This is a genomic window from Mycolicibacterium llatzerense, from assembly GCF_025331195.1.
Lineage (GTDB): Bacteria > Actinomycetota > Actinomycetes > Mycobacteriales > Mycobacteriaceae > Mycobacterium > Mycobacterium llatzerense.
This window is the reverse complement of record NZ_LXOV01000001.1, coordinates 383,354-403,708: the sequence shown is the minus strand read 5'-3', so window position 1 is coordinate 403,708 and position 20,355 is coordinate 383,354. Positions and strand designations below refer to the sequence as shown.

22 protein-coding genes are annotated in these 20,355 nt (G+C 63.7%); 17 read left to right on the top strand and 5 right to left on the bottom strand.

The window, feature by feature from the left end; genetic code table 11:
• Nucleotides 1–26 precede the first annotated feature (26 nt).
• Genes A7G45_RS02265 through A7G45_RS02255 form a run of 3 tightly spaced genes read left to right on the top strand, consistent with a single transcriptional unit; the run spans nucleotide 27 to nucleotide 3,360 of the window.
• Nucleotides 27–761 carry a TetR/AcrR family transcriptional regulator gene (locus A7G45_RS02265; RefSeq protein ID WP_260933163.1) on the top strand — a complete coding sequence of 245 codons (735 nt, stop codon included), beginning with the start codon at nucleotides 27–29 and terminating at the stop codon, nucleotides 759–761.
• Nucleotides 758–2,080 carry an alpha/beta hydrolase family protein gene (locus tag A7G45_RS02260; RefSeq protein WP_260933160.1) on the top strand — a complete coding sequence of 441 codons (1,323 nt, stop codon included), beginning with the start codon at nucleotides 758–760 and terminating at the stop codon, nucleotides 2,078–2,080. The genes A7G45_RS02265 and A7G45_RS02260 overlap by 4 nt, the downstream gene beginning before the upstream one ends.
• Nucleotides 2,081–2,133: 53 nt before the next feature.
• Complete coding sequence (locus A7G45_RS02255) at nucleotides 2,134–3,360, top strand: FAD-dependent oxidoreductase (protein ID WP_260933158.1); 1,227 nt, start codon at nucleotides 2,134–2,136, stop codon at nucleotides 3,358–3,360.
• A 41-nt stretch (nucleotides 3,361–3,401) separates the two neighbouring features.
• Here the strand turns inward: A7G45_RS02255 and A7G45_RS02250 are convergent, their stop codons facing one another.
• On the bottom strand, nucleotides 3,402–4,034 hold the full coding sequence (locus tag A7G45_RS02250; protein ID WP_260933156.1) for a TetR/AcrR family transcriptional regulator: 633 nt from the start codon (nucleotides 4,032–4,034) through the stop codon (nucleotides 3,402–3,404).
• Nucleotides 4,035–4,138: 104 nt separating this feature from the next.
• Here A7G45_RS02250 and A7G45_RS02245 point away from each other — a divergent pair, with 104 nt between their 5' ends.
• Nucleotides 4,139–4,486 (top strand): hypothetical protein, encoded by a 348-nt coding sequence (locus A7G45_RS02245; RefSeq protein ID WP_260933153.1) that lies wholly within the window; start codon nucleotides 4,139–4,141, stop codon nucleotides 4,484–4,486.
• Nucleotides 4,486–4,710, top strand: a complete 225-nt coding sequence (locus tag A7G45_RS02240; RefSeq protein WP_260933150.1) for a hypothetical protein — start codon at nucleotides 4,486–4,488, stop codon at nucleotides 4,708–4,710. Before A7G45_RS02245 ends, A7G45_RS02240 begins: the two co-directional genes overlap by 1 nt.
• A 271-nt stretch (nucleotides 4,711–4,981) precedes the next feature.
• Here the strand turns inward: A7G45_RS02240 and A7G45_RS02235 are convergent, their stop codons facing one another.
• Together A7G45_RS02235 and A7G45_RS02230 are read right to left on the bottom strand one after the other, a co-directional pair.
• Nucleotides 4,982–5,383, bottom strand: coding sequence for an IS3 family transposase (locus tag A7G45_RS02235; protein WP_260933147.1), 402 nt, complete (start codon nucleotides 5,381–5,383; stop codon nucleotides 4,982–4,984).
• A 14-nt stretch (nucleotides 5,384–5,397) separates the two neighbouring features.
• The gene (locus tag A7G45_RS02230; RefSeq protein WP_260933145.1) at nucleotides 5,398–5,697 is read right to left on the bottom strand and encodes a transposase; all 300 of its coding nucleotides are present in this window, start codon (nucleotides 5,695–5,697) and stop codon (nucleotides 5,398–5,400) included.
• 355 nt (nucleotides 5,698–6,052) lie between these two features.
• Between A7G45_RS02230 and gap the strand changes: the two genes are divergently transcribed.
• Nucleotides 6,053–7,075: a type I glyceraldehyde-3-phosphate dehydrogenase gene (gene gap / locus A7G45_RS02225; RefSeq protein WP_260933142.1), complete on the top strand. Its 1,023-nt coding sequence runs from the start codon at nucleotides 6,053–6,055 to the stop codon at nucleotides 7,073–7,075.
• A gap of 9 nt (nucleotides 7,076–7,084) precedes the next feature.
• Nucleotides 7,085–8,308, top strand: a complete 1,224-nt coding sequence (locus A7G45_RS02220; protein WP_260933140.1) for a phosphoglycerate kinase — start codon at nucleotides 7,085–7,087, stop codon at nucleotides 8,306–8,308.
• Between the two features lie 61 nt (nucleotides 8,309–8,369).
• Here the strand turns inward: A7G45_RS02220 and A7G45_RS02215 are convergent, their stop codons facing one another.
• Nucleotides 8,370–9,377 (bottom strand): class I fructose-bisphosphate aldolase, encoded by a 1,008-nt coding sequence (locus A7G45_RS02215; RefSeq protein ID WP_260933138.1) that lies wholly within the window; start codon nucleotides 9,375–9,377, stop codon nucleotides 8,370–8,372.
• A 184-nt stretch (nucleotides 9,378–9,561) separates the two neighbouring features.
• Between A7G45_RS02215 and A7G45_RS02210 the strand changes: the two genes are divergently transcribed.
• The 4 genes from A7G45_RS02210 to A7G45_RS02195 are packed head-to-tail and all read left to right on the top strand — an operon-like array spanning nucleotide 9,562 to nucleotide 13,402.
• Nucleotides 9,562–10,992: a form I ribulose bisphosphate carboxylase large subunit gene (locus A7G45_RS02210; RefSeq protein ID WP_260933135.1), complete on the top strand. Its 1,431-nt coding sequence runs from the start codon at nucleotides 9,562–9,564 to the stop codon at nucleotides 10,990–10,992.
• 23 nt (nucleotides 10,993–11,015) lie between these two features.
• Nucleotides 11,016–11,447, top strand: a complete 432-nt coding sequence (locus tag A7G45_RS02205) for a ribulose bisphosphate carboxylase small subunit (protein WP_260933133.1) — start codon at nucleotides 11,016–11,018, stop codon at nucleotides 11,445–11,447.
• A 13-nt stretch (nucleotides 11,448–11,460) separates the two neighbouring features.
• Nucleotides 11,461–12,495 carry a CbbX protein gene (gene cbbX, locus A7G45_RS02200; RefSeq protein ID WP_260933130.1) on the top strand — a complete coding sequence of 345 codons (1,035 nt, stop codon included), beginning with the start codon at nucleotides 11,461–11,463 and terminating at the stop codon, nucleotides 12,493–12,495.
• 1 nt (nucleotide 12,496) lies between these two features.
• Nucleotides 12,497–13,402, top strand: a complete 906-nt coding sequence (locus A7G45_RS02195; RefSeq protein WP_260933129.1) for a LysR family transcriptional regulator — start codon at nucleotides 12,497–12,499, stop codon at nucleotides 13,400–13,402.
• Nucleotides 13,403–13,422: 20 nt separating this feature from the next.
• On the opposite strand, the gene A7G45_RS02190 is transcribed toward A7G45_RS02195, so the two are convergent.
• On the bottom strand, nucleotides 13,423–14,487 hold the full coding sequence (locus A7G45_RS02190) for an AraC family transcriptional regulator (protein ID WP_260933126.1): 1,065 nt from the start codon (nucleotides 14,485–14,487) through the stop codon (nucleotides 13,423–13,425).
• A 217-nt stretch (nucleotides 14,488–14,704) separates the two neighbouring features.
• Here A7G45_RS02190 and A7G45_RS02185 point away from each other — a divergent pair, with 217 nt between their 5' ends.
• The 6 genes from A7G45_RS02185 to A7G45_RS02160 all read left to right on the top strand — a co-directional run bounded on the left by A7G45_RS02185 (nucleotide 14,705) and on the right by A7G45_RS02160 (nucleotide 20,350).
• Entirely contained in the window at nucleotides 14,705–15,253 is a 549-nt protein-coding gene (locus tag A7G45_RS02185) for a DUF1641 domain-containing protein (RefSeq protein WP_260933122.1), read from the top strand.
• 85 nt (nucleotides 15,254–15,338) lie between these two features.
• The gene (locus tag A7G45_RS02180) at nucleotides 15,339–16,310 is read left to right on the top strand and encodes an NADH-quinone oxidoreductase subunit B family protein (protein WP_260933120.1); all 972 of its coding nucleotides are present in this window, start codon (nucleotides 15,339–15,341) and stop codon (nucleotides 16,308–16,310) included.
• Between the two features lie 59 nt (nucleotides 16,311–16,369).
• Entirely contained in the window at nucleotides 16,370–17,977 is a 1,608-nt protein-coding gene (locus A7G45_RS02175; RefSeq protein WP_260933117.1) for a nickel-dependent hydrogenase large subunit, read from the top strand.
• Entirely contained in the window at nucleotides 17,974–18,816 is an 843-nt protein-coding gene (locus A7G45_RS02170) for a hydrogenase maturation protease (RefSeq protein WP_260933116.1), read from the top strand. Before A7G45_RS02175 ends, A7G45_RS02170 begins: the two co-directional genes overlap by 4 nt.
• A gap of 5 nt (nucleotides 18,817–18,821) precedes the next feature.
• On the top strand, nucleotides 18,822–19,073 hold the full coding sequence (locus A7G45_RS02165; protein ID WP_308203986.1) for a hypothetical protein: 252 nt from the start codon (nucleotides 18,822–18,824) through the stop codon (nucleotides 19,071–19,073).
• Nucleotides 19,074–19,081: 8 nt separating this feature from the next.
• On the top strand, nucleotides 19,082–20,350 hold the full coding sequence (locus tag A7G45_RS02160; RefSeq protein ID WP_260937909.1) for a tetratricopeptide repeat protein: 1,269 nt from the start codon (nucleotides 19,082–19,084) through the stop codon (nucleotides 20,348–20,350).
• Nucleotides 20,351–20,355: the final 5 nt, after the last annotated feature.

Sequence of the window (20,355 nt, the reverse complement as noted above, 5' to 3'; positions counted from 1 at the left end):
CGGTCTAATAAAGGATGGGGTGTTGGGTGGCTCGAACCGTCAATGTTGCAGAGCACGCCGCCCGCCGCGACGCGATCCTGGACGCCGCGCAGCGGCTGATTCTGTCGAATGGTTATGAGCGCCTGACGGTTCAGCATCTTCTCGATGACCTGCAGATCTCCAAGGGCGCGTTTTATCACTATTTTGATTCCAAGCCGGCGGTGATCGATGCGCTCAGCGAGCGGCTGGTCGAGGACTCGCAGCGGGTGCTTGCTCCGATTGTTGCCGATCGCGAGCGGGATGCTGTGGACAAACTGCGGCGGTTCTTCGGCGAAAGCATCCGCTGGAAATCGGCGCGCCAGAACCTGTTCGTGGCGATGCTGCCGCTCTGGTATGCACCCGGCAACATCGTCTTTCGGCTGCAGATGGATCGGGCCGTGGCGAAGCGACTCGCGCCGCTGCTGACGGCGATCGTGCGGCAGGGAGTCGACGAGCATCTGTTCGCAACCGCCTATCCCGAACAGGCCGGCGCGGTCATCGTCAGTCTCATTCAGTCGCTGCAGGACACGCTGGCCGGCCAGCTGCTGGCGGCGGCCCACCGGTCACCGGACGCGCCGACCGTCAAGGAGATCGTGGCCAACTACGGAGCGCACATCGAAGCGATCGAACGCTATCTGGGCATCCCCGCCGGCGCATTGCAACGCACTGAATCCCGGACGGTCAACAGCTGGATCGCGGCGCTACGACGAGCCGACACGGCACCGACCGGAGATCGGCGATGAAGGTTGATTTCGACAACAAGACCGTAGGCGGGTTCAATTTCGAGTTCGTACGGGGATTGTCACTGCAGGCGCGCGGCGCCGCCGAGTACGGAGAGTGCATGGACACCATGAGCCGGGTCAAGAACAACAACTTCGACAGCTGGATAACACAATGGGCCGCCACCGCTGATCGAGTCGCAGCGTTCGCGGAGAGCCAGGACCGGTTGGGCAACACCGTCAGTGCCCGCGATGCATTTCTGCGGGCGTCCAACTACTACCGGATGGCGGTGTTCTATGCCGGCCACACCGACGTGCGGCATACCCAGTTGTGGCGACGCAGCAAAGACTGCTTTCACCGGATGATCACGCTGATGGACACCCCGATCGAGTGTGTGGACATCCAATTCGAGAACGCGCGGCTGCCAGCCTATTTCGTGTCCGGCGGCCAGGGCCGCCGGCCCACGCTGATCGCGCTGGGCGGGTTCGATTCCACGATGGAGGAACTGTATTGCTGGATCGGTGCCGCCGCCCCGGCCTATGGCTGGAACTGCCTGATGTTCGAGGGCCCCGGACAGTGGGGTGCGTTAAAGGCCAATCCAGGATTGACATTTCGCCCCGACTACGAAAAACCCGTGGGCGCCGTGGTGGACTACCTGCTCACCCGCCCCGACGTGGATCCCGCCAGACTGGCCATCATCGGCTACTCGATGGGCGGCTACCTGGCCACCCGCGCAGCCCTCGACCCACGAATCCGCGCGGTCATCCCCAACTCGCTGATCGTCGACTGCGGCGCGGCCGCCCGCGCGGGGATGAAAGGGCTCATGAAAAACACGGCCTTCATGAACGCGGCGTTCACGCTGCTGATGAAGGCCAACACCCCAGCCCGGTGGGGTTTTCAACACTCCGAGTGGACCCTGGGGATCCGAAACGCCCGCGAATGGGTGCAGATCTATGAGCACTACACCATCAAAGATTTCACCGACCACTACCACAACCCGATGTTGTTCTTGTTCAGCGAGGACGACATTCACGATGCCGCCGCCCCGTCGGCCGACATCATCATCGACACGCTCGACTTCATGCTCGCGCTGAACTGTGACCGCTACCTTCGCCTGTTCACCCGCGCCGAAGGTGCATCGAGTCACTGCCAAATGGGCGGGTTGAGCTACGCCCAAGCCGTCATCTTTGACTGGCTCAATCACATCCTCGACGGTGGACCCGCGCCGGCGCCGGCCGCGCCGGCTGCCGCCGACCTATTCATCAGTCGATTCGCCGAATACGGGAAAGAACAAGGCGAAATCAAAGCCAAACAGCTGCTCGGCGTGGCCCAGCTCATCTAAGACGCGGCTAGCGGCCCTTGGTGGCCCGCTTGGGAATACGACAGGGAGTTTCGATGGATCGTTGGAAGACCACGTGCCTGGTGGCCGGCGGCGGCCCGGCCGGGACGATGCTCGCCTATCTGCTTGCACGCTCGGGTGTGCAGACCCTTCTGGTGGAAAAGCACGGCGACTTTTTCCGCGATTTTCGCGGGGACACAGTGCATCCCTCGACCACCGATCTGCTGGCCGAGCTCGGGATACTCGATGAGTTCCTCGCGCAGGTCCCACACGAGAACGTCGAACAGCTAGGCCTTGGATTCAACGGCCACTCGTACGATCTCATCGATTTCCGTCACCTGCCCACCGCCTGCAAGTACGTCGTGTTCATGCCGCAGTGGGACTTCCTGAACTTCCTGGCGGACAAGGCCAACCATTATCCGAGCTTCCAGCTGGCGATGAACACCGAAGTGACCGGGCTGCTGCGCGACGGCGATCGAGTGACCGGCGTGAGTGCGCAAACCCCGGACGGTTCGATCGAGATCCACGCGGATGTCACGGTTGCCTGCGATGGGCGATGGTCGGTCATCCGGGACCAATCGGGCCTGCCGCTCACCGAGTTTCCGATGCCAATCGACGCGCTGTGGTTCCGGCTGCCGCGCGCTGAGTCAGCACCCGAAACGATCGGATACCTCGGCGGCGGCCAGATCATCCTGGCGATCAACCGCGGGCAGTACTGGCAGTGCGGAACCATCATCGACAAGGACAGCTTCGAACAGGTAAAAGCCAAGGGACTAGCGGCGTTTCGGTCCAACATCGCCGCGGCCGCCCCCTTCCTTGCCAACAGCCTGGACGCGCTCACCGAGTGGGACCAAGTCAAGCTGCTATCGGTCCGCGCCAACCGGTTGCAGCGGTGGTGGCTACCTGGCCTGTTGTGCATCGGCGACGCCGCACACGCGATGTCCCCGGTGGGCGGCATCGGCGTCAACTACGCCATCGCCGACGCCGTAGCTGCCGCCAACACGCTTGCTCAACCACTGCTGAAGGGGCGTGTCAGCGACAACGACCTGCGCGCGGTGCAAAAACGCCGCCAGACCCCCACGAAGATTGCCCAGACGCTACAAGGTGCGCAAGTCAAGAATCTCACCCGAATGAGCAAAACCGACCCACCGCTGTGGATGTTGCGGCCGCTAAGCCGATCAGCGCCAATCAAACGACTACTGGGCCGAACGATGGGACTTGGATTCCGCCGCGAACACATCCACACCAGCGAGCAACAACCCGGTCTCGGCAGCCCGAAATAGGTCGGCAGCTCTGTCGCGGTGATCAGCTGCCTGGTGTCAGTTCATGTGTTAGCTATGTCGGCGGGGTGGATACAGGCACGGATCACGGCGTTGAGGGCTGGCGTGAAGCGGTCGATGAAGGTCTGCCGGGGGATGGCCGTGACGGGATCGGCGGCAAGGACGTAGCGCGCGTAGATGACCCCGACGAGCTGAGTGATCAACAGTGCCGTGCAGATTCGGGCATCCTCGGCTGAGACGTCTGCTTGTCGTAACCGTTCGATGATCGGGCCCGCCAATACTTCTTCGACGAACCCTCGCGTGAGCGCGGCCCCGTCGGGTCCTGCACCGGTCTGCGCGATCACCAAGAGTGTGGGCTGGTTGTGTGGGTCGTCCCAGGTTTCTAACAGCACGGTGATGAGTCGTCGTGGTAGCTCGTCGATGGGGCCGTCGATCTGGCCGGCGATGAGTTCAGCGGGATTGGCCCGCAGTGCCAAGGCCTCGCCGAACAAACGCTGCTTAGAGCCGAAGAAATAGCTGATCAGGGCGGGGTCGACACCGGCCTCACCTGCGATGGCGCGCACCGTGGCAGTGCGGTAGCCGACCGCGAGGAACTGCGCCCGGGCCGCAGCCAGGATGTGGCTACGGGTGTCCGGACTGCCGGCCCGCCGCCCAAGACCCCGCCTTTTATTCGTCACTGTTGAATTTTATCCCGACGCCGACTAACATTATTTCAACAACGTTGAATTAATCGCGGGCGCGTTGACAGGAGCCACCCGCTACAGGAGATCAGGAGGCAACCATGGACATCGTGCTCCCGCGCGGAGATGGCCCCAAGGCGACGCTGCAGACGCCCAGCGAGGCTGGGTATCTACTGTTGGCCGCCAACGTCGAGCGACGGGCGCCTTTCCTGCCGAGAAGCCGCGGTAAGCGGGCATTAATCGACGCGGTGTCAAGCCAATTGGCCGAGCTTGCCCATGCGAGCACGGTAAAGTATGCCGATCTGTTCATCGCGCGACTGGTGGCCAGCGATCGTCGGTATTTCTCTTCAACTACTTCTACGCCGAAAACGCCAAACGCCTCGTTCCCGTATGGGAATACACTGCCGGCTGGTTCGTCGAAAACACCGCACTGCCAGACTCCGAGGTGATGGCGCCGCTGCCCGGCGAGCGCACCGACTTCGGGATCATCAACCACGCCAGCTGGCCACACTGGCGCACATTCCTGCCGAAGCTGATTTTTCTGCCGTCCTTCCGGCGATTCGTGCTCGGCACCTTCGCGGCGAACAATATTGCCGCACAACCAATCATGTACCGTCTTGAAGGCAGGCACACCCGAACGGCCAGCACCGCCACACGGTTGCCGCGATCCTGAATCCCGGCCGACGGTATCTACAAACTTCACTTGGGTATCCGGCTGCGCACCACGATCCGTCCTTACCTAGCCAAAATGTCAGGCCCGGTCATCGACACAGCAGAAGGGACTTACTGGTCGTTGGCGGCGTAATGGTTACTCGGACGCCCACACTGATTACAGATTGAGTCCGGCGTTAAGGCGAGGATCTGCGGAGATGGGCCTGCACCATCGCAACAACTGTCGGCATATTTCGAGGGTCGGCATAAGATATGTAATGCCGACGTCGGCATTACATATCGCTGGTCCACACCGAATTGATGACACCGGCATCGAACCGGCGTTTCACCAGGTCAGGGATGGGCGGCGCATCCAGATCGACCACGGTCGTCACCGGCGCGAAGGACCGCGGACTGATCCCGGCCAACCCCTGGCGGCGCAGCGAGGCCGCCACCGTCTTGCGTGAAACCGTCCAGCCGTCCTCACGCAGGTCGGCCAGGATCCGCGGTGCCCCATTCACGTGATCGGAGTCGGCATGCAAGCCCGCCACCGCCGTATCAAGGGCACCGCGGCGCTGATGGGCGGCGGTGGGACCGGCAGCCTTGGTGATGCGCCACTTGTAGAACCCCGACCGCGACACCGCCAACAGCCGACACATCCGCACGATGCTGAAGTTGGCCTTCTCCGCCTCCATGACCCGGTAGGCATCTACCGGTTCTGTTCGGAGGCGAAGAAGGCCGCCGCTTTTTTTAAAAACTCACGGTCCAAACGCAATTCAGCGTTCTCTTTGCGCAGCCGAGCCAACTCGGCGCGCTCATCAGCATCGAGCACCGGGTCAGTATCCCCACCGCCGGCCCGGTGTTGAGCCAGGCGCACCCACCGACCCAGCAACTGCTCACCGACACCAATCTCGGCAGCCACGTGCGCAATCGGCCGTCCTGTTTCGATCACCAGGCGGGCAGCCTGCTCCCGAAACTCCGGGGTGTACTTCTTCCGCTTGCCCGACATACGGACATCCTTCCCGCAGGACCAGCAGTCCCACCAGTTAGGTGTCCACCATCAGGGGTCAAGCCCACAGCCCGGCGGTCACGCTCCAGCCCCCGAGTCGTCAAACGCGCCATCTCCAAACACCGAGCAAAAGGCCCCACCGACCGCACCAACTACAAAACCACCGTCACCGTCGAAATCCTCGACGGTTGACAACCCACCACCAACGCTAACTGCGCGGCATTGGGGTTAACGGTCAGTCCACAGTCGTCAGTTCACTTCTTTGGGCGGCTTGGCCGTATTTTCTCGCGCGACTTCCGATCCGTCGATTGCCTAGGCTGGCGGCGAGCATTCGTAAATGAATTAAGGGGCAGATGTGACAATCCGGGTGGGCGTCAATGGTTTCGGCCGGATCGGTCGTAACTTCTTCCGGGCTCTTGATGCGCAGAAGGCGGCGGGCAAGAACACCGACCTGGAGATCGTGGCGGTCAATGACCTGACCGACAACGCCTCCTTGGCGCACCTGCTGAAGTTCGACTCGATCCTGGGCCGGCTGCCCTACGACGTCAGCCTGGAAGGCGACGACACCATCGTCGTCGGCGATCACAAGATCAAGGCGCTGGCCATCAAAGAGGGTCCCGCCGCGCTTCCGTGGGGTGACCTCGGTGTTGACGTGGTGGTCGAATCGACCGGCATCTTCACCAACGCCGCCAAGGCCAAGGGCCACCTGGACGCGGGCGCCAAGAAGGTCATCATCTCCGCGCCGGCCACCGACGAGGACATCACCATTGTGCTGGGCGTCAACGATGACAAGTACGACGGCAGTCAGAACATCATCTCCAACGCCTCGTGCACCACCAACTGCCTGGGCCCGCTGGCCAAGGTGCTCAACGACGAGTTCGGCATCGTCAAGGGCCTGATGACCACGATCCACGCCTACACCCAGGATCAGAACCTGCAGGACGGCCCGCACAGCGACCTGCGTCGGGCCCGCGCCGCCGCGCTGAACATCGTCCCGACCTCCACCGGTGCGGCCAAGGCCATCGGCCTGGTGCTGCCGGAGTTGAAGGGCAAGCTCGACGGGTACGCGCTGCGGGTGCCGATCCCGACGGGTTCGGTCACCGACTTGACCGTCGAGTTGGCCAAGTCGGCCACGGCCGCGGAGATCAATGCCGCGGTCAAGGCCGCCGCCGAGGGCAAGCTCAAGGGCATCCTGAAGTACTACGACCTGCCCATCGTGTCCAGTGACATCGTCACCGATCCGCACAGCTCGATCTTTGATTCCGGCCTGACCAAGGTCATCGACAACCAGGCCAAGGTGGTCTCCTGGTATGACAACGAGTGGGGCTACTCCAACCGCCTTGCCGACCTGATCGCGCTCGTCGGCAAGTCGTTGTAGTCGGCAAATATGAGCATCAGGACTCTTGATGAGTTGCTGAGTGACGGCGTTGCCGGTCGGGGCGTTTTGGTGCGCTGCGACCTCAACGTCCCGCTTGATGACGACGGCAACATCACCGATCCGGGCCGGATCATTGCCTCGGTGCCGACATTGGCCGCGCTGGCCGACGCCGGCGCGAAGGTCGTCATCGCCGCGCACCTGGGCCGCCCCAAAGGCGGCGTGGATCCCAAGTATTCACTGGCGCCGGTGGCAAAGGCGTTGGGGGAGAGGCTGGGTCGTCACGTTCAGTTGGCCGGCGATGTGGTCGGTACCGATGCCTTGGCTCGGGCCGAGGGCCTGACCGACGGTGATGTGCTGCTGCTGGAGAACATCCGTTTCGATGAGCGTGAGACCAGCAAGGACGATGCCCAGCGCTTGGCGTTGGCTCGCGAGCTGGCGGCGTTGGTCGAGGGTGCCGATGGCTCGCCGGGTGCGTTCGTGTCCGATGGTTTCGGTGTGGTGCACCGTAAGCAGGCCTCGGTGTATGACGTGGCCACTCTGTTGCCGCACTACGCGGGCACGTTGGTCGGCGCCGAGGTCACGGTCCTTGAGCAGCTGACCAGTTCCACTGAGCGCCCGTACGCGGTGGTGCTCGGCGGATCGAAGGTGAGCGACAAACTGGCGGTCATCGAGAACCTGGCCGCCAAGGCGGACAGCATCATTATCGGTGGCGGTATGTGCTTCACTTTCCTTGCTGCGCAGGGGCTTTCGGTGGGCACTTCGCTGTTGCAGGAGGAGATGATCGACACCTGCAAGCAGCTGCTGGACACCTATGCTGATGTCATCCATCTACCGGTGGACATTGTGGTGGCCGACAAGTTCGCCGCCGACGCCCAGCTGGAAATCGTTGCGGCCGAGCGTATTCCGGACGGCCAGATGGGGCTCGATATCGGCCCGGAGTCAGTGAAGCGATTCACCGCGCTGCTGTCCAACGCCAAGACGGTGTTCTGGAACGGTCCGATGGGCGTGTTCGAGTTCCCGGCGTTGGCCGCCGGCACTCGCGGTGTGGCCGAGGCCATCATCGGTGCGACGGGCAAGGGTGCGTTCAGCGTGGTCGGTGGCGGTGATTCGGCCGCCGCGGTGCGTCAGCTCGGCCTGCCCGAGGACGGTTTCTCACACATCTCCACCGGCGGCGGGGCATCGCTGGAATACCTCGAGGGCAAAACCCTGCCCGGCATCGAAATCCTGAATTAGTGCGTAAGCGGTCCAGCCGGCCGGCCAGTGTTCACTCACCGGCCGGCTGGTCGCGAGTCGGCTACGCAGACTGAGCCGTGGCCCGCCGTCGTGCTGCTGCGTTGGCCGCGACGTGGACGCTGAGTGCAGCCTGACCGTCGGCAACGTGGGCCTGGTCGCCTGCCCAAGCGGCGAGAGCCGGCGATACCAGCGCGCGACCGAACGAGAACGTCAGCGGCCACGGTGTCTGATGGTTTTGCAGGGCTTCGAGATTGGCGGTTGCGCGTTCCGGCGCCTGCCCACCCGACAGGAAGGCCACCCCTGCCAGATCTGCTGGCCAGGCGCGCAGCACCCGGACCGTCGCCTCGGCGACTTCGGCCGGGGTGGATTGTTGCGGGCAGTCCTCGCCCTCGATCACCATATTCGGCTTGAGCACGATGCCGGCCAGGTCGACGTTCAACAACGAAAGTTGTTGGCGGACTGCAGCATGTACGGTTGCGGTGACCTGCTCGCACTGTGTGATCGGATGTGAGCCGGTCATCATGACCTCTGGCTCGACGATCGGTACCAGACCGGCCTCCTGGCAGGCTGCCGCATACCGCGCCAGTGCGTTCGCGTTGGCGCCGATCGCGCCCCAAGTAGGAGTGCAATCTCCGATGGTCAATACGGCGCGCCACTTGGCGAACGTCGCGCCGATTTCGGCATAGTGTGCCAGCCGAGCAGGTAAGCCGTCCAACCCCTCCGTGATGGTCTCACCCGGCAGCCCCGGGCAGGGCTTGGCGCCGGTGTCGACTTTGATGCCCGCGAGGATGCCCAGTTCGCTGACGGCCTCGGCGAACGGTCGCCCGTCGCCGAATGTCTGGCCGAGGGTTTCGTCGCAGAAGATGATCCCCGAGACCCCGTCGGCAAGTCCCGTAGTGGTGGCGAGCAACTCGCGATAGGTACGTCTGTTCTCGGCGGTGGGTGCGACACCGACGCCTTCGAGCCGGGATGACATCGTCGAGATGCTTTCGTCGGCGGCCAGAATGCCCTTGCCGGGTGCGGTCAACCGCTCGGCGATCTGCCTGCAGTTATTAGCTCGGGTTGTCATCATCATCCTTACTCGATCGGCCCTGGTGGCGGCTCGTGGGCACACGATAGGTTCGCGCCGAACGCGGATGCCTCACCCTGTTGGTGGAGTGGGTGGGGTAGTCCGGTTAATCAACTAATTAGTTCATTGTTGGGAAGTAAAACTTGATAGACAGCTTTAGTGTCTCGATGGCAGCATTCGAGCCATGGCAGATAGATGGAACGCGGGAGTCATTCCCTACGCTGAGATGGGCTACTGGCAGCCGGACTATGTCCCGAAGGACACCGACGTGCTGTGCGCCTTCCGGATCACACCCCAGGAGGGTGTTCCGCCCGAGGAGGCCGGCGCCGCAGTTGCCGGCGAATCCAGCACCGCGACGTGGACCGTCGTGTGGACCGACCGACTCACGACCTTCGAGCACTACCAGGCGAAGTGTTACAGCGTCGAAGCAGTGCCCAACACCCCCGGGCAGTGGATTGCGCTGATCGCCTATGACATCGACCTGTTCGAGGAGGGGTCGATCGCGAACCTCACCAGCTCGATCATCGGCAACGTGTTCGGGTTCAAGCCGCTCAAGGCGTTGCGCCTGGAGGACATGCGCATCCCGACGCAGTACGTGAAGACGTTCCAGGGACCCGCGCACGGGATCGTCATGGAGCGCGAGCATCTGGGCAAGTTCGGCCGCCCGCTGCTGGGTGCGACCACCAAGCCGAAGCTCGGCCTGTCGGCGCGCAACTACGGCCGCGTCGTTTACGAGGCGCTGCGCGGCGGACTGGACTTCACCAAGGACGACGAGAACATCTGCTCCCAGCCGTTCATGCGGTGGCGGGACCGCTCGCTGTTCTGCATGGAGGCCGTCAACCGGGCGCAGGCCGCGACCGGCGAGATCAAGGGGCACTACCTCAACGTCACCGCCGGAACGATGGAGGAGATGTACGAGCGCGCCGAGTTCGCCAACGAGCTTGGTTCGGTGGTCGTGATGATCGACCTGACGATCGGCTACACCGCGATTCAGTCGATGGCGAAGTGGTCCCGAGCCAACGGGGTGCTCCTGCATCTGCACCGCGCAGGCCACGGCACCTACACGCGGCAGAAGTCACATGGCATCAGCTTCCGGGTGATCGCCAAGTGGATGCGGCTGGCCGGGGTGGACCACATCCATGCCGGCACGGTGGTCGGCAAGCTCGAGGGCGACCCCAACACCACCGCGGGCTTCTACGAGACGCTGCGGCTCGACAGCATCAAAGCGGACCCGGTCAAGGGCTTGTACTTCGATCAGGAATGGGCCTCGATGCCCGGTGTCATGCCGGTCGCGTCCGGTGGCATCCACGCCGGCCAGATGCACCAGCTCATCCATCACCTCGGTGAGGACGTGATCCTGCAGTTCGGCGGCGGCACCATCGGACACCCGATGGGCATCGCCTCGGGCGCCGAAGCCAACCGCGTAGCACTTGAGGCGATGATCAAGGCCCGCAACGAAGGTCGTGACTTTTACAAGGAGGGGCCGGAGATCCTCAAGAAGGCTGCCTCGACCAACCGGGCGCTCGATACGGCGTTGGCGACCTGGGGCGACATCAGCTTCAACTACGAGTCCACCGATACCCCCGACGTCGTCGCAACGCCGACGACCGCCTGAACCACCGGAAAGAGAGTTCACCGATGCGAATCACCCAGGGCGCCTTCTCGTATCTTCCCGACTTCACCGACGAGGAGATCACCGCCCAGATCTACTACGCGCTGAACAACGAGTGGCCGCTGTCGGTCGAATTCACCGACGACCCGCATCCACGCAACACCTATTGGGAGATGTGGGGTCTGCCGATGTTCGATCTCAAGGACGCAGCCGGTGTGCTGCTCGAGGTAAACGCCTGCCGGGCCGCCAATCCGAACCACTACATCCGGCTCAACGCCTACGACTCGAGCCTGGGTCGGCAGACGACAGCATTGTCGTTCATCGTCAACCGGCCGGCGGAGGAGCCGGGCTTCCGGCTCGACCGCGCCGAGAAATCGGGCAGGACGATCGGCTACACCACTCACTCCTACGCCACCGAGCGGCCCGAGGGAGACCGGTACCACCCGGCGAGCCTGTGACTTCGGGAAAGCAATGACCATCCAAGATGCCGAGAACCCGCGCAGTTCATTCGGGTACCGGCCTCGTCCGGCCGGTCCAGAGTTGTGCCGGCCGGACGAGTCCGATAATGCAGAACCACTCCTGCCGCCCGACGCCGTGGTCGACCTGGCCGCGGTGCGCCGCGAGTCCGGCACCGACGACGTGCTACGGGCGCTCGATGCCGAACTCGTTGGGCTGGAGCCGGTCAAGACCCGCATCGCCGAGATCGCAGCGCTGCTGGTCGTGGACAAGATGCGGGCCCGCTTCGGGGTGACGGCGCCACAACCCACACTGCACATGTCGTTCACCGGCAACCCCGGCACCGGCAAGACGACGGTGGCCATGCGAATGGCCGAACTGCTGCACCGCCTCGGCTACCTTCGGCGTGGTCACCTGGTCAGCGTCACCCGCGACGATCTGGTCGGGGAGTACGTCGGGCACACCGCGCCCAAGACCAAGGATGTGATCAAACGGGCGATGGGCGGCGTGCTCTTCATCGACGAGGCCTACTACCTCTACAAGGTAGAGAACGATCGGGACTATGGGTCCGAGGCGATCGAAATTCTGCTGCAGGTCATGGAGAACAACCGCGACGACCTGGTGGTCATCCTCGCCGGCTACGCGGACAAGATGGATCAGTTCTTCTCGGCCAATCCCGGCATGCAGAGCCGAATCGCCCACCACATCACCTTTCCCGACTACTCCGTCGACGAACTAGAGGACATAGCGGTGCTGATGACCGATGGTCTGGGCTACACGTTCTCCGACGAGGCCAGGGAGGTGTTGCGCAAATATCTGAAGCTGCGGATCGACCAGCCGTGGTTCGCCAATGCGCGCAGCGTCCGCAACGCACTCGAACGGGCCCGGTTGCGGCACGCGCGGCGGCTGCTGGCAACCGAGGGCAATGTCGACTTTGCCGCGCTTACCACCATCGACGCTGCCGATCTGCTGACAAGCCGGGTGTTCGCATCGGCCCGCGATATATCGGCAGGGCACACTGCAGGAGTGACCGCCGGCGGATTGAGTTGACATGACGACCAATGCGCGACTGCGCGCGCTCGTGGAGCTGGCCGATACCGGTTCGGTGCGGGGCGCGGCGGAGCGCCTGGTGGTGACCGAGTCCTCGATTTCCTCGGCCGTGCGGGCGCTCAGCAACGACATCGGCATCGTGCTGGTCGACCGGCACGGGCGCGGTGTGCGGTTGACCCCGGCCGGCATTCGATACGTCGAATACGCGCGTCGCATCCTCGGCCTGCACGATGAGGCGATCCGTGCCGCCCGGGGGGAGGCCGACCCCGAGAACGGTTCGATCCGGCTCGCGGCGGTCACCTCTGCCGGCGAACTGCTGATCCCCGCCGCGCTGGCCTCCTTCCGTAACGAGCACCCAGGTGTGGTGTTGCATCTGGAGGTGGCCGCGCGTAGCTCCATTTGGCCGATGTTGTCACGGCACGAGGTCGACCTGGTGGTGGCCGGCCGCCCACCGGATGATCTGCGCGGCGAGTTGCCGGTCCGGGCGATCAGTCCGAACACCCTGATCATGGTCGGCCCGCCGGCGATCGCCCGGAATTTCGAGGCCGCGACCGCGACGTGGTTGCTCCGCGAACCCGGATCAGGTACCCGGTCGACGATGATGGCGCTGCTCGACGAGCTCGCCATCGCACCGCCCCAGCTGGTGCTGGGATCCCACGGCGCAGTGGTGGCGGCCGCGGCCGCTGGCCTGGGGATCACCCTGGTGTCGCGGCAGGCGGTGCGGCGTGAACTCGACGGCGGAACACTGGTACAGCTGCCGGTCGCGGGAACGCCGCTGAACCGGCCGTGGTACGTGGTCAGCCAGACGATCCCGACCATGTCGACCGAACTGCTGATCTCACACCTGGTTTCGCATCACGAACTGGGTTGGCGGGCGATCAGCAGCGTGCGCAACCGCGCCTCCTGAATCGCCTCGACGCCCCCGCGCTAGCGTCGCAGTGTTGCCGACGGCGCTTCGCCCCAGCGCTTGCGGTATTCCACCGCGAAGCTACCGAGATGGTGAAAGCCCCAGCGCTCGGCGACCGACGTCACCGTCACGCCGTCCGACGGCATCGCATCAGTTAGATCCTCGTGCGCCCGTTCCAGGCGGCGCTCCCGCAGATAAGTCATCGGCGTCATGCCCAGTTCCTCGTGGAATCCCTGCTGTATCGACCGGACACTCATGTGCACGGCCTTGGCCACCGAGTCCATCGTGATGCGTTCGGCGAGGTGGTCGTCGATGTGGTTCATCGTCTCCCTAACGACCGCGCGGCGCTGGTCGGGCTGTGGCGGCTGCAGGAGCTCCTCGTGGTAGTTCGACGGCTGTAAATGCAGCAGGCTGCTCATGACGAGTTCCTCCACCGCGCCGATGCCGTGGCCGCGCTGGATCAGCGAGCCCGGATGGAATACCTCGGTGTGGATCAGCTGCACGGCGGCATGCCAGCGCATCGCGGCCTCAGTCGCGAGGTCGAACTCGGGCTCGAACTCCAGCGGTCGCGTCAGGGTTCGGCTGAGCAGTCGCGTGAGGTGCGCGACCATCGCGCGTGCTTCGATCCGGATGATCAGCTGCGGTGAGTCGTGGTCGAATTCGATGCGAAGCGGGACACCTGGGGTGGTGACCAATGCTCGGATCGTGTTGGCCTCGAATGCGCGGCGGCAGTGATCGATCTTGGCGCATCCGTTCATCGGCATGTGCACCGCGAAGTACTGGCCGAGCGCGGGAATGTCGATGGTGGCAGCGACATGGAGGTCGAGGTAGAGCATGCTGACATTGCGCAGTCGGACACCGTGCATCGTCGCGGCAAATGCGTCACGGTTCTCGGCCGCAACGTCGAGTCTCAGCGGTGCCAGCGCCTGTGCGATCAGTCTGGATGCTCCATTTAAATCCTCGGTGTAAAAGATCTCATTGTTCGCCAGGGCCGGCGGAATGCCACGGGAACGGACCTTGCGCCGCACCGGGTTGCTGGTGCGTCTGGCATCGATGAAACCGAGCCGGGTGAGTCTCGAAGTCACCACTGGCCAACACATGAAGACGGTGACAATGAATCTTTGGGTAAATTGTCCGCGGTGATCACGCAAGCCTCCGAATGATCGAGCGCGCACCAGCGCGCTAATGTCTGCGTAATTCTGACATAAACTGCGTGATAGCGATAGGCAACCCGTGCCTACCGCCGCTAGCTTGTGATTGGGACCACATCTGGTCCCGTAACGGTCAATACGGGAGGCTCGCATGACGGCAAACGGGCAGGCGATCGCTATCTCGCCGGCGGATGCATTGCGTGACCGCCTCGATGATCCCGAGATAGCAAATTCGTTGAACAACCTGCTCGACCATGCCGATTTGCTGGCCATCCTGGTCACGGGTCTGGATGGATTGGTCCGGCGCGGTGACGAAATCAGTGAATCACTGGCGGCCGCCGTCGGCGAACTCAAGGGAACCTCGCTGGCTGGGGCGTTCCCCGGCGCCGACTCGCTCAAAGGTATTGACTTCAAGGGACTGGCCGGCAGCCTGGCGTCCCTGTCCGGCTCGCTGGTCGACGCCACTCCGGTGCTGCACACTCTGCTCACATCCCGGTTGACCGATCCGCAGGCTGCCGAGGTGATCGCGCTGCTCGGCGAGGCACTGGTCGAAGGCAAAGCTGCCGCCGAAGCCGATCCCGGCGGCCCCAAAGGTCTCTTCAGCCTGTGGCGGGTGACCAAGGACAAGGACATCGCCCGCGGACTTGGATTCATCATCCAGGTAGCCCGTGCGTTTGGACGCCGTCTACCCCAAGAATGACAAGCGCAAATACGCGCGCAGAGTTTCAGCCCGGTAAATCCGAAATTGCGTCCACGCCCTAGGTCGCTATCCGAGAGGAGTTCCAATGGCTTCAGTTCTATGGTTACAAGGAGGTGCATGTAGTGGAAACACCATGTCTTTCCTCAATGCCGAAGAGCCAAATGTCGTCGATCTAATTGTCGATTTCGGCCTTGATCTTCTCTGGCATCCATCATTGGGATTGGAGCTTGGAAAGAATGCCCAGAAAGTGTTCTGGGATTGCGCGAAGGGCGACCGGCCCCTGGATATCTTCGTATTCGAGGGCAGCGTCATTGAGGCGCCCAACGGCACCGGTCGGATGGACATGTTCGCCGATCGTGCGATGAAGGACTGGGTCGTCGACCTGGCCGGCGCGGCACAAATCGTGGTCGCGATCGGGGACTGCGCATGCTGGGGCGGTATCCCGGCGATGTCGCCCAACCCGTCCGGATCGACGGGCCTGCAGTTCCATAAGCGGGACAAGGGTGGCTTCTTGGGCCCCGACTTCCGTTCCAAGATGGGCCTGCCCGTCATCAACATCCCCGGCTGCCCGGCCCACCCGGACTGGATCACCCAGATCCTCGTCGCGCTGGCCACCGGTCGGGCCGGAGACATCTCGCTCGATGAGCTGCACCGGCCGGAGACGTTCTTCAAGACCTTCACCCAGACCGGGTGCACGCGCGTGCAGTTCTTCGAATACAAGCAATCAACCATGTCCTTCGGTGAGGGCACACGCACGGGCTGCCTCTTCTACGAGTTCGGCTGCCGTGGTCCGATGACCCATTCGCCGTGCAACCGAATCCTGTGGAACCGCCAATCGTCGAAGACCCGCGCCGGCATGCCGTGCCTGGGTTGCACCGAGCCGGAGTTCCCCCATTTCGACCTTGCGCCGGGCACGGTGTTCAAGACGCAGAAGGTCAGCGGAATGATTCCGAAGGAAGTTCCCGAGGGATCGGATCACCTGACCTATATGGCTCATGCCGCCGCCGCCCGAATCGCTGCCCCGCAGTGGTCGAAAGAAGACATGTTCGTGGTCTAGCGGTGGCCAAACATCGCGCAGCCAAACCAGCAGCCCCAGGTGTTCTGAAAGGACCCACTATGACCTCTCTAGATCTGTTTGTGAGCCCCCTGGGGCGCGTCGAGGGTGACCTCGACGTCCGAGTCACCATCGACGACGGCATCGTCACCTCAGCATGGACCGAAGCGGCGATGTTCCGCGGCTTCGAGATCATCCTGCAGGGCAAGGACCCACAGGCCGGACTCGTTGTCTGCCCGCGTATCTGCGGGATCTGCGGCGGCAGCCACCTGTACAAGTCGGCGTATGCGCTCGATACGGCGTGGCGCACCAACGTTCCGCCCAATGCGACGTTGATCCGTAACATCTGTCAGGCTGCCGAGACGCTGCAGTCGATACCGCGCTACTTTTATGCGTTGTTCGCCATCGACTTCACCAACAAGAACTACGCCAAGTCCAAGCTCTACGCCGAGGCGGTCCGCCGCTTCGCACCCTACGTGGGCACCAGTTACCAGCCGGGCGTAGTGCTTTCGTCCAAACCGGTCGAGGTGTACGCCATCTTTGGCGGGCAATGGCCGCATTCCAGCTTCATGGTTCCCGGCGGTGTCATGTGTGCGCCGTCGCTGGCGGACGTCACCCGGTCGATTGCGATCTTCGAGCACTGGAAGGACAACTGGCTCGAAAAGCAGTGGCTCGGCTGCTCGGTCGACCGCTGGCTGGAGAACAAGACTTGGGGAGACGTGCTCGCCTGGGTGGACGAGAACGAAGCTCAGTACAACAGTGACTGCGGATTCTTCATCCGCTACAGCCTGGACACCGGACTCGACAAGTACGGCCAGGGCGTCGGCAACTACCTGGCCATGGGCACGTACTTCGAACCATCGCTGTATGAGAACCCCACCATTGACAGCCGTAACGGCGCGCTGATCGGACGGCAGGGGATCTACGCGCAGGGCCAGTGGCATGACTTCGATCAGGCCCGGGTCCGGGAAGACGTCACGCACGCCTTCTACGAGGGTGACCGGCCGCTGCACCCATTCGAGGGGGAGACCATACCCATCGATCCCGAAGTGGGTAGGGCCAACGGCAAGTACAGCTGGGCCAAGGCGCCGCGCTACGAGGTGGACGGTCTCGGCAACATCCCGCTCGAGGCGGGCCCGCTGGCACGCCGGATCGCGGCGGGCGGACCGAACGCCGCCCCGCATCAAGACAACGACCCGCTGTTCGTCGACATCATGAACAAGATCGGTCCGAGTGTCTTCGTCCGGCAGTTGGCCCGGATGCACGAGGCTCCCAAGTACTACCAGTGGGTGCGGGGCTGGCTGGACCAGCTCAACCTGAAGGAGAGCTTTTACACCAAGCCGACCGAGCACGCCGAGGGTAAGGGGTTCGGGGCCACCGAGGCCGCCCGTGGTTCACTGGCCGACTGGATTGTCATCGAGGACAACAAGATCAAGAACTACCAGGTCGTCACACCGACGGCGTGGAACATCGGCCCGCGCGACGGCGAGAATGTGCTCGGCCCGATCGAGCGGGCGCTGATCGGTTCCCCGATCGTGGACCCGGAGGATCCGGTGGAACTGGGTCACGTGGCACGGAGCTTCGACTCCTGCCTGGTGTGCACGGTGCATGCCTACGACGGCAAATCCGGAAAGCAGTTGTCCCAGTTCGTGATCAACGGAATGGTGTGATTCCGACGTCTGCCGAGCCATGCGCTGACCGGAGTGGGCCCGATGTCGACATCGAGCCACCGGGCTGTGCGGTGCTCGTCGTCGGCTGCGGGAACCTGCTTCGCGGCGATGACGGTGTCGGGCCGATCCTGGTGCGCCATCTGTGGGAGTGCGGCGTACCCGACGGCGGCCGGCTGGTCGACGGCGGCACGGCAGGAATGGATGTCGCGTTCCAGATGCGAGGCGCCGAAAGGGTCGTGATCGTCGACGCCGCCGCGACTGGCGCCGCGCCGGGCACCGTCTATCGGGTGCCCGGCGAGGAGCTCGAAGAGTTGCCGCCCCTGCAGGGGCTGCACACCCATTCGTTCCGCTGGGATCACGCGATCGCGTTCGCGCGCTGGGCACTTGGCGCGGCGTGTCCCACCGATATCACGGTTTTTCTCATCGAGGCCAGTGGGGTGGAGCTCGGCGCTGACTTGACCGAGCCGGTCGAGGCAGCGATGGAGCAGGTCATTGCCATCATCGAGAGCGAGTACTTCGCCGATCTGCGACCCGTGGCGTGCTCGGACGTGCAGGTGGAGTTCACCGCCGACGGTTACATCCGCCTTGACGCGGCGCTGGCGGCCAGCCGGTTCCCGTCGGATGCAGTTGTTGCCGTCGTGCGTGACGGCGACCTGTGGTTGGTCCCGTTGCGTGGGCCACGCAGCGGTGGGTTGCTGCTCAAGCAGCGCAACCTGGCTGGTGACCGCACCACACTGGTGCGCGAAGTGCTCGAGGACCACATCCCGGCCGGTATTCACTCGGCATCCTGGGATGATGCCCAGTCAGCCTTACGAATTCCGCTGGGTGCAGGCGGATGACAGTGATGTGTGAAGATCCACCGGTCCGGCCGAAGACCACGCCTCAGCCCGATAGCTCGACCGACGATGCGCTCGATGTGCAGACCGTCGTCGTCGAGGATCGCGGCCGGTGGGCGGTGGAGATCGTCGTCGTGTTCGCCGACGGCGTTGTGCACCACCGCATCGAGACGCATGCAACCAAGGCCCGCGCCGAACTCGCAGCAAATCTGATCAGGCGGGCCGCCGAACGCGATATCGAAGGACCACGGAACGGCTGATGACACACATGACCACACTGCATGCCGATACCGAACGCACCGGGCCCGCCGCGGTAGCCCTCCGCCCGCAACCGCTGGGCACGTTCCCACTTCCTTTGGGGTACATGCTGATACCCGCTGTCTCGGACACTGGAGCCGACACCGAGGAGGTGCGCGCGGCATTGCTCAGCGGCAATGCGCCCCAGCAGTGGCCGCCGGGCCTGGTGGCCCATGAGCTGGCGTTCGCCGGTGACCGGGAAGGCGCACTCGCAGCGTTGCAGGGCACGGATCCGGTTACCCGCTACAACCGGTTCGTCCTGGATCCCGATAGCGAAGACGCGGACGCGCTGCGTTCGGATCTCGGCGAGTTCGGCCTGCTGGTCGACCTCGTGTTGTTCGTCCTGGGTCGATCCGACACGCCACCGGATGCCGGCGCAGTCGACGGCGAGCTTGCCGCGATCGCCCTGTCGGCGCAGGCCAGTCATGCCCTGGACGACGGCAACCTGGAGCTCGCCGTCGAACTGCTCGAACATGCGGCGGCTGCCGCAGAGCCGAGTTCCCCTCGCCTGCAGGGTGTCCTGGTCGGCGCTGCGGCATCGGTATGCCGGGATCTCGGCGACCCGAGCGCCCAGCAATGTTTCGAGCGGGCACTGCGTCTGCTCGACGGAGCGGATGAGTTGCGCATCGGTCGTGCTGAACTGCACATGAACCTGGCCGGACTACTGCATGAGCAGGCCGAGGACCGTCCCGAGCTACTGGCCCAGGCGATTCCGCACTATCACTCCACGCTGCAGCTGGTGCTGCGGGACGAGGCGCCGCTACTCTGGGCGGCCACCCATGCCAATCTGGCGACCGCGTACCTGACGCTGCCGATGGTGGAGGCATCCGGACAGCTGCGCCTCGGCGTCGCTGCCCAGTCGCTGCGGTCCGCACTGAAGGTGTACACCCGCGAGACCCATCCCGAGCAGTGGGCGAGTGTGCAACTGAACCTGGCCAATTCTCTGGTGTATACCCCGTCGAAGCATCAGGCGGACAACCTCGTCGAGGCCGTCGAGCTTTATGAGGCGGTGCTCGAGGCCCGAGATCGTGATGCCGATCCACACGGTCGGGCCAGGGTGCTGGCCAATCAGGGCAACGTGCTCGCGCATCTGGGAATGTTCGACCAGGCCAAGGCCAAACTCTACGATGCGCGCTTTCTGTTCGAGGACCTCGGAGACGATGAATCGGTGCGCGCCGTGCGCGGGGTACTCGACGAGGTCGCCCGCCAACGCGCACTGATCCGTACCGAACCAGATTAAGGAGG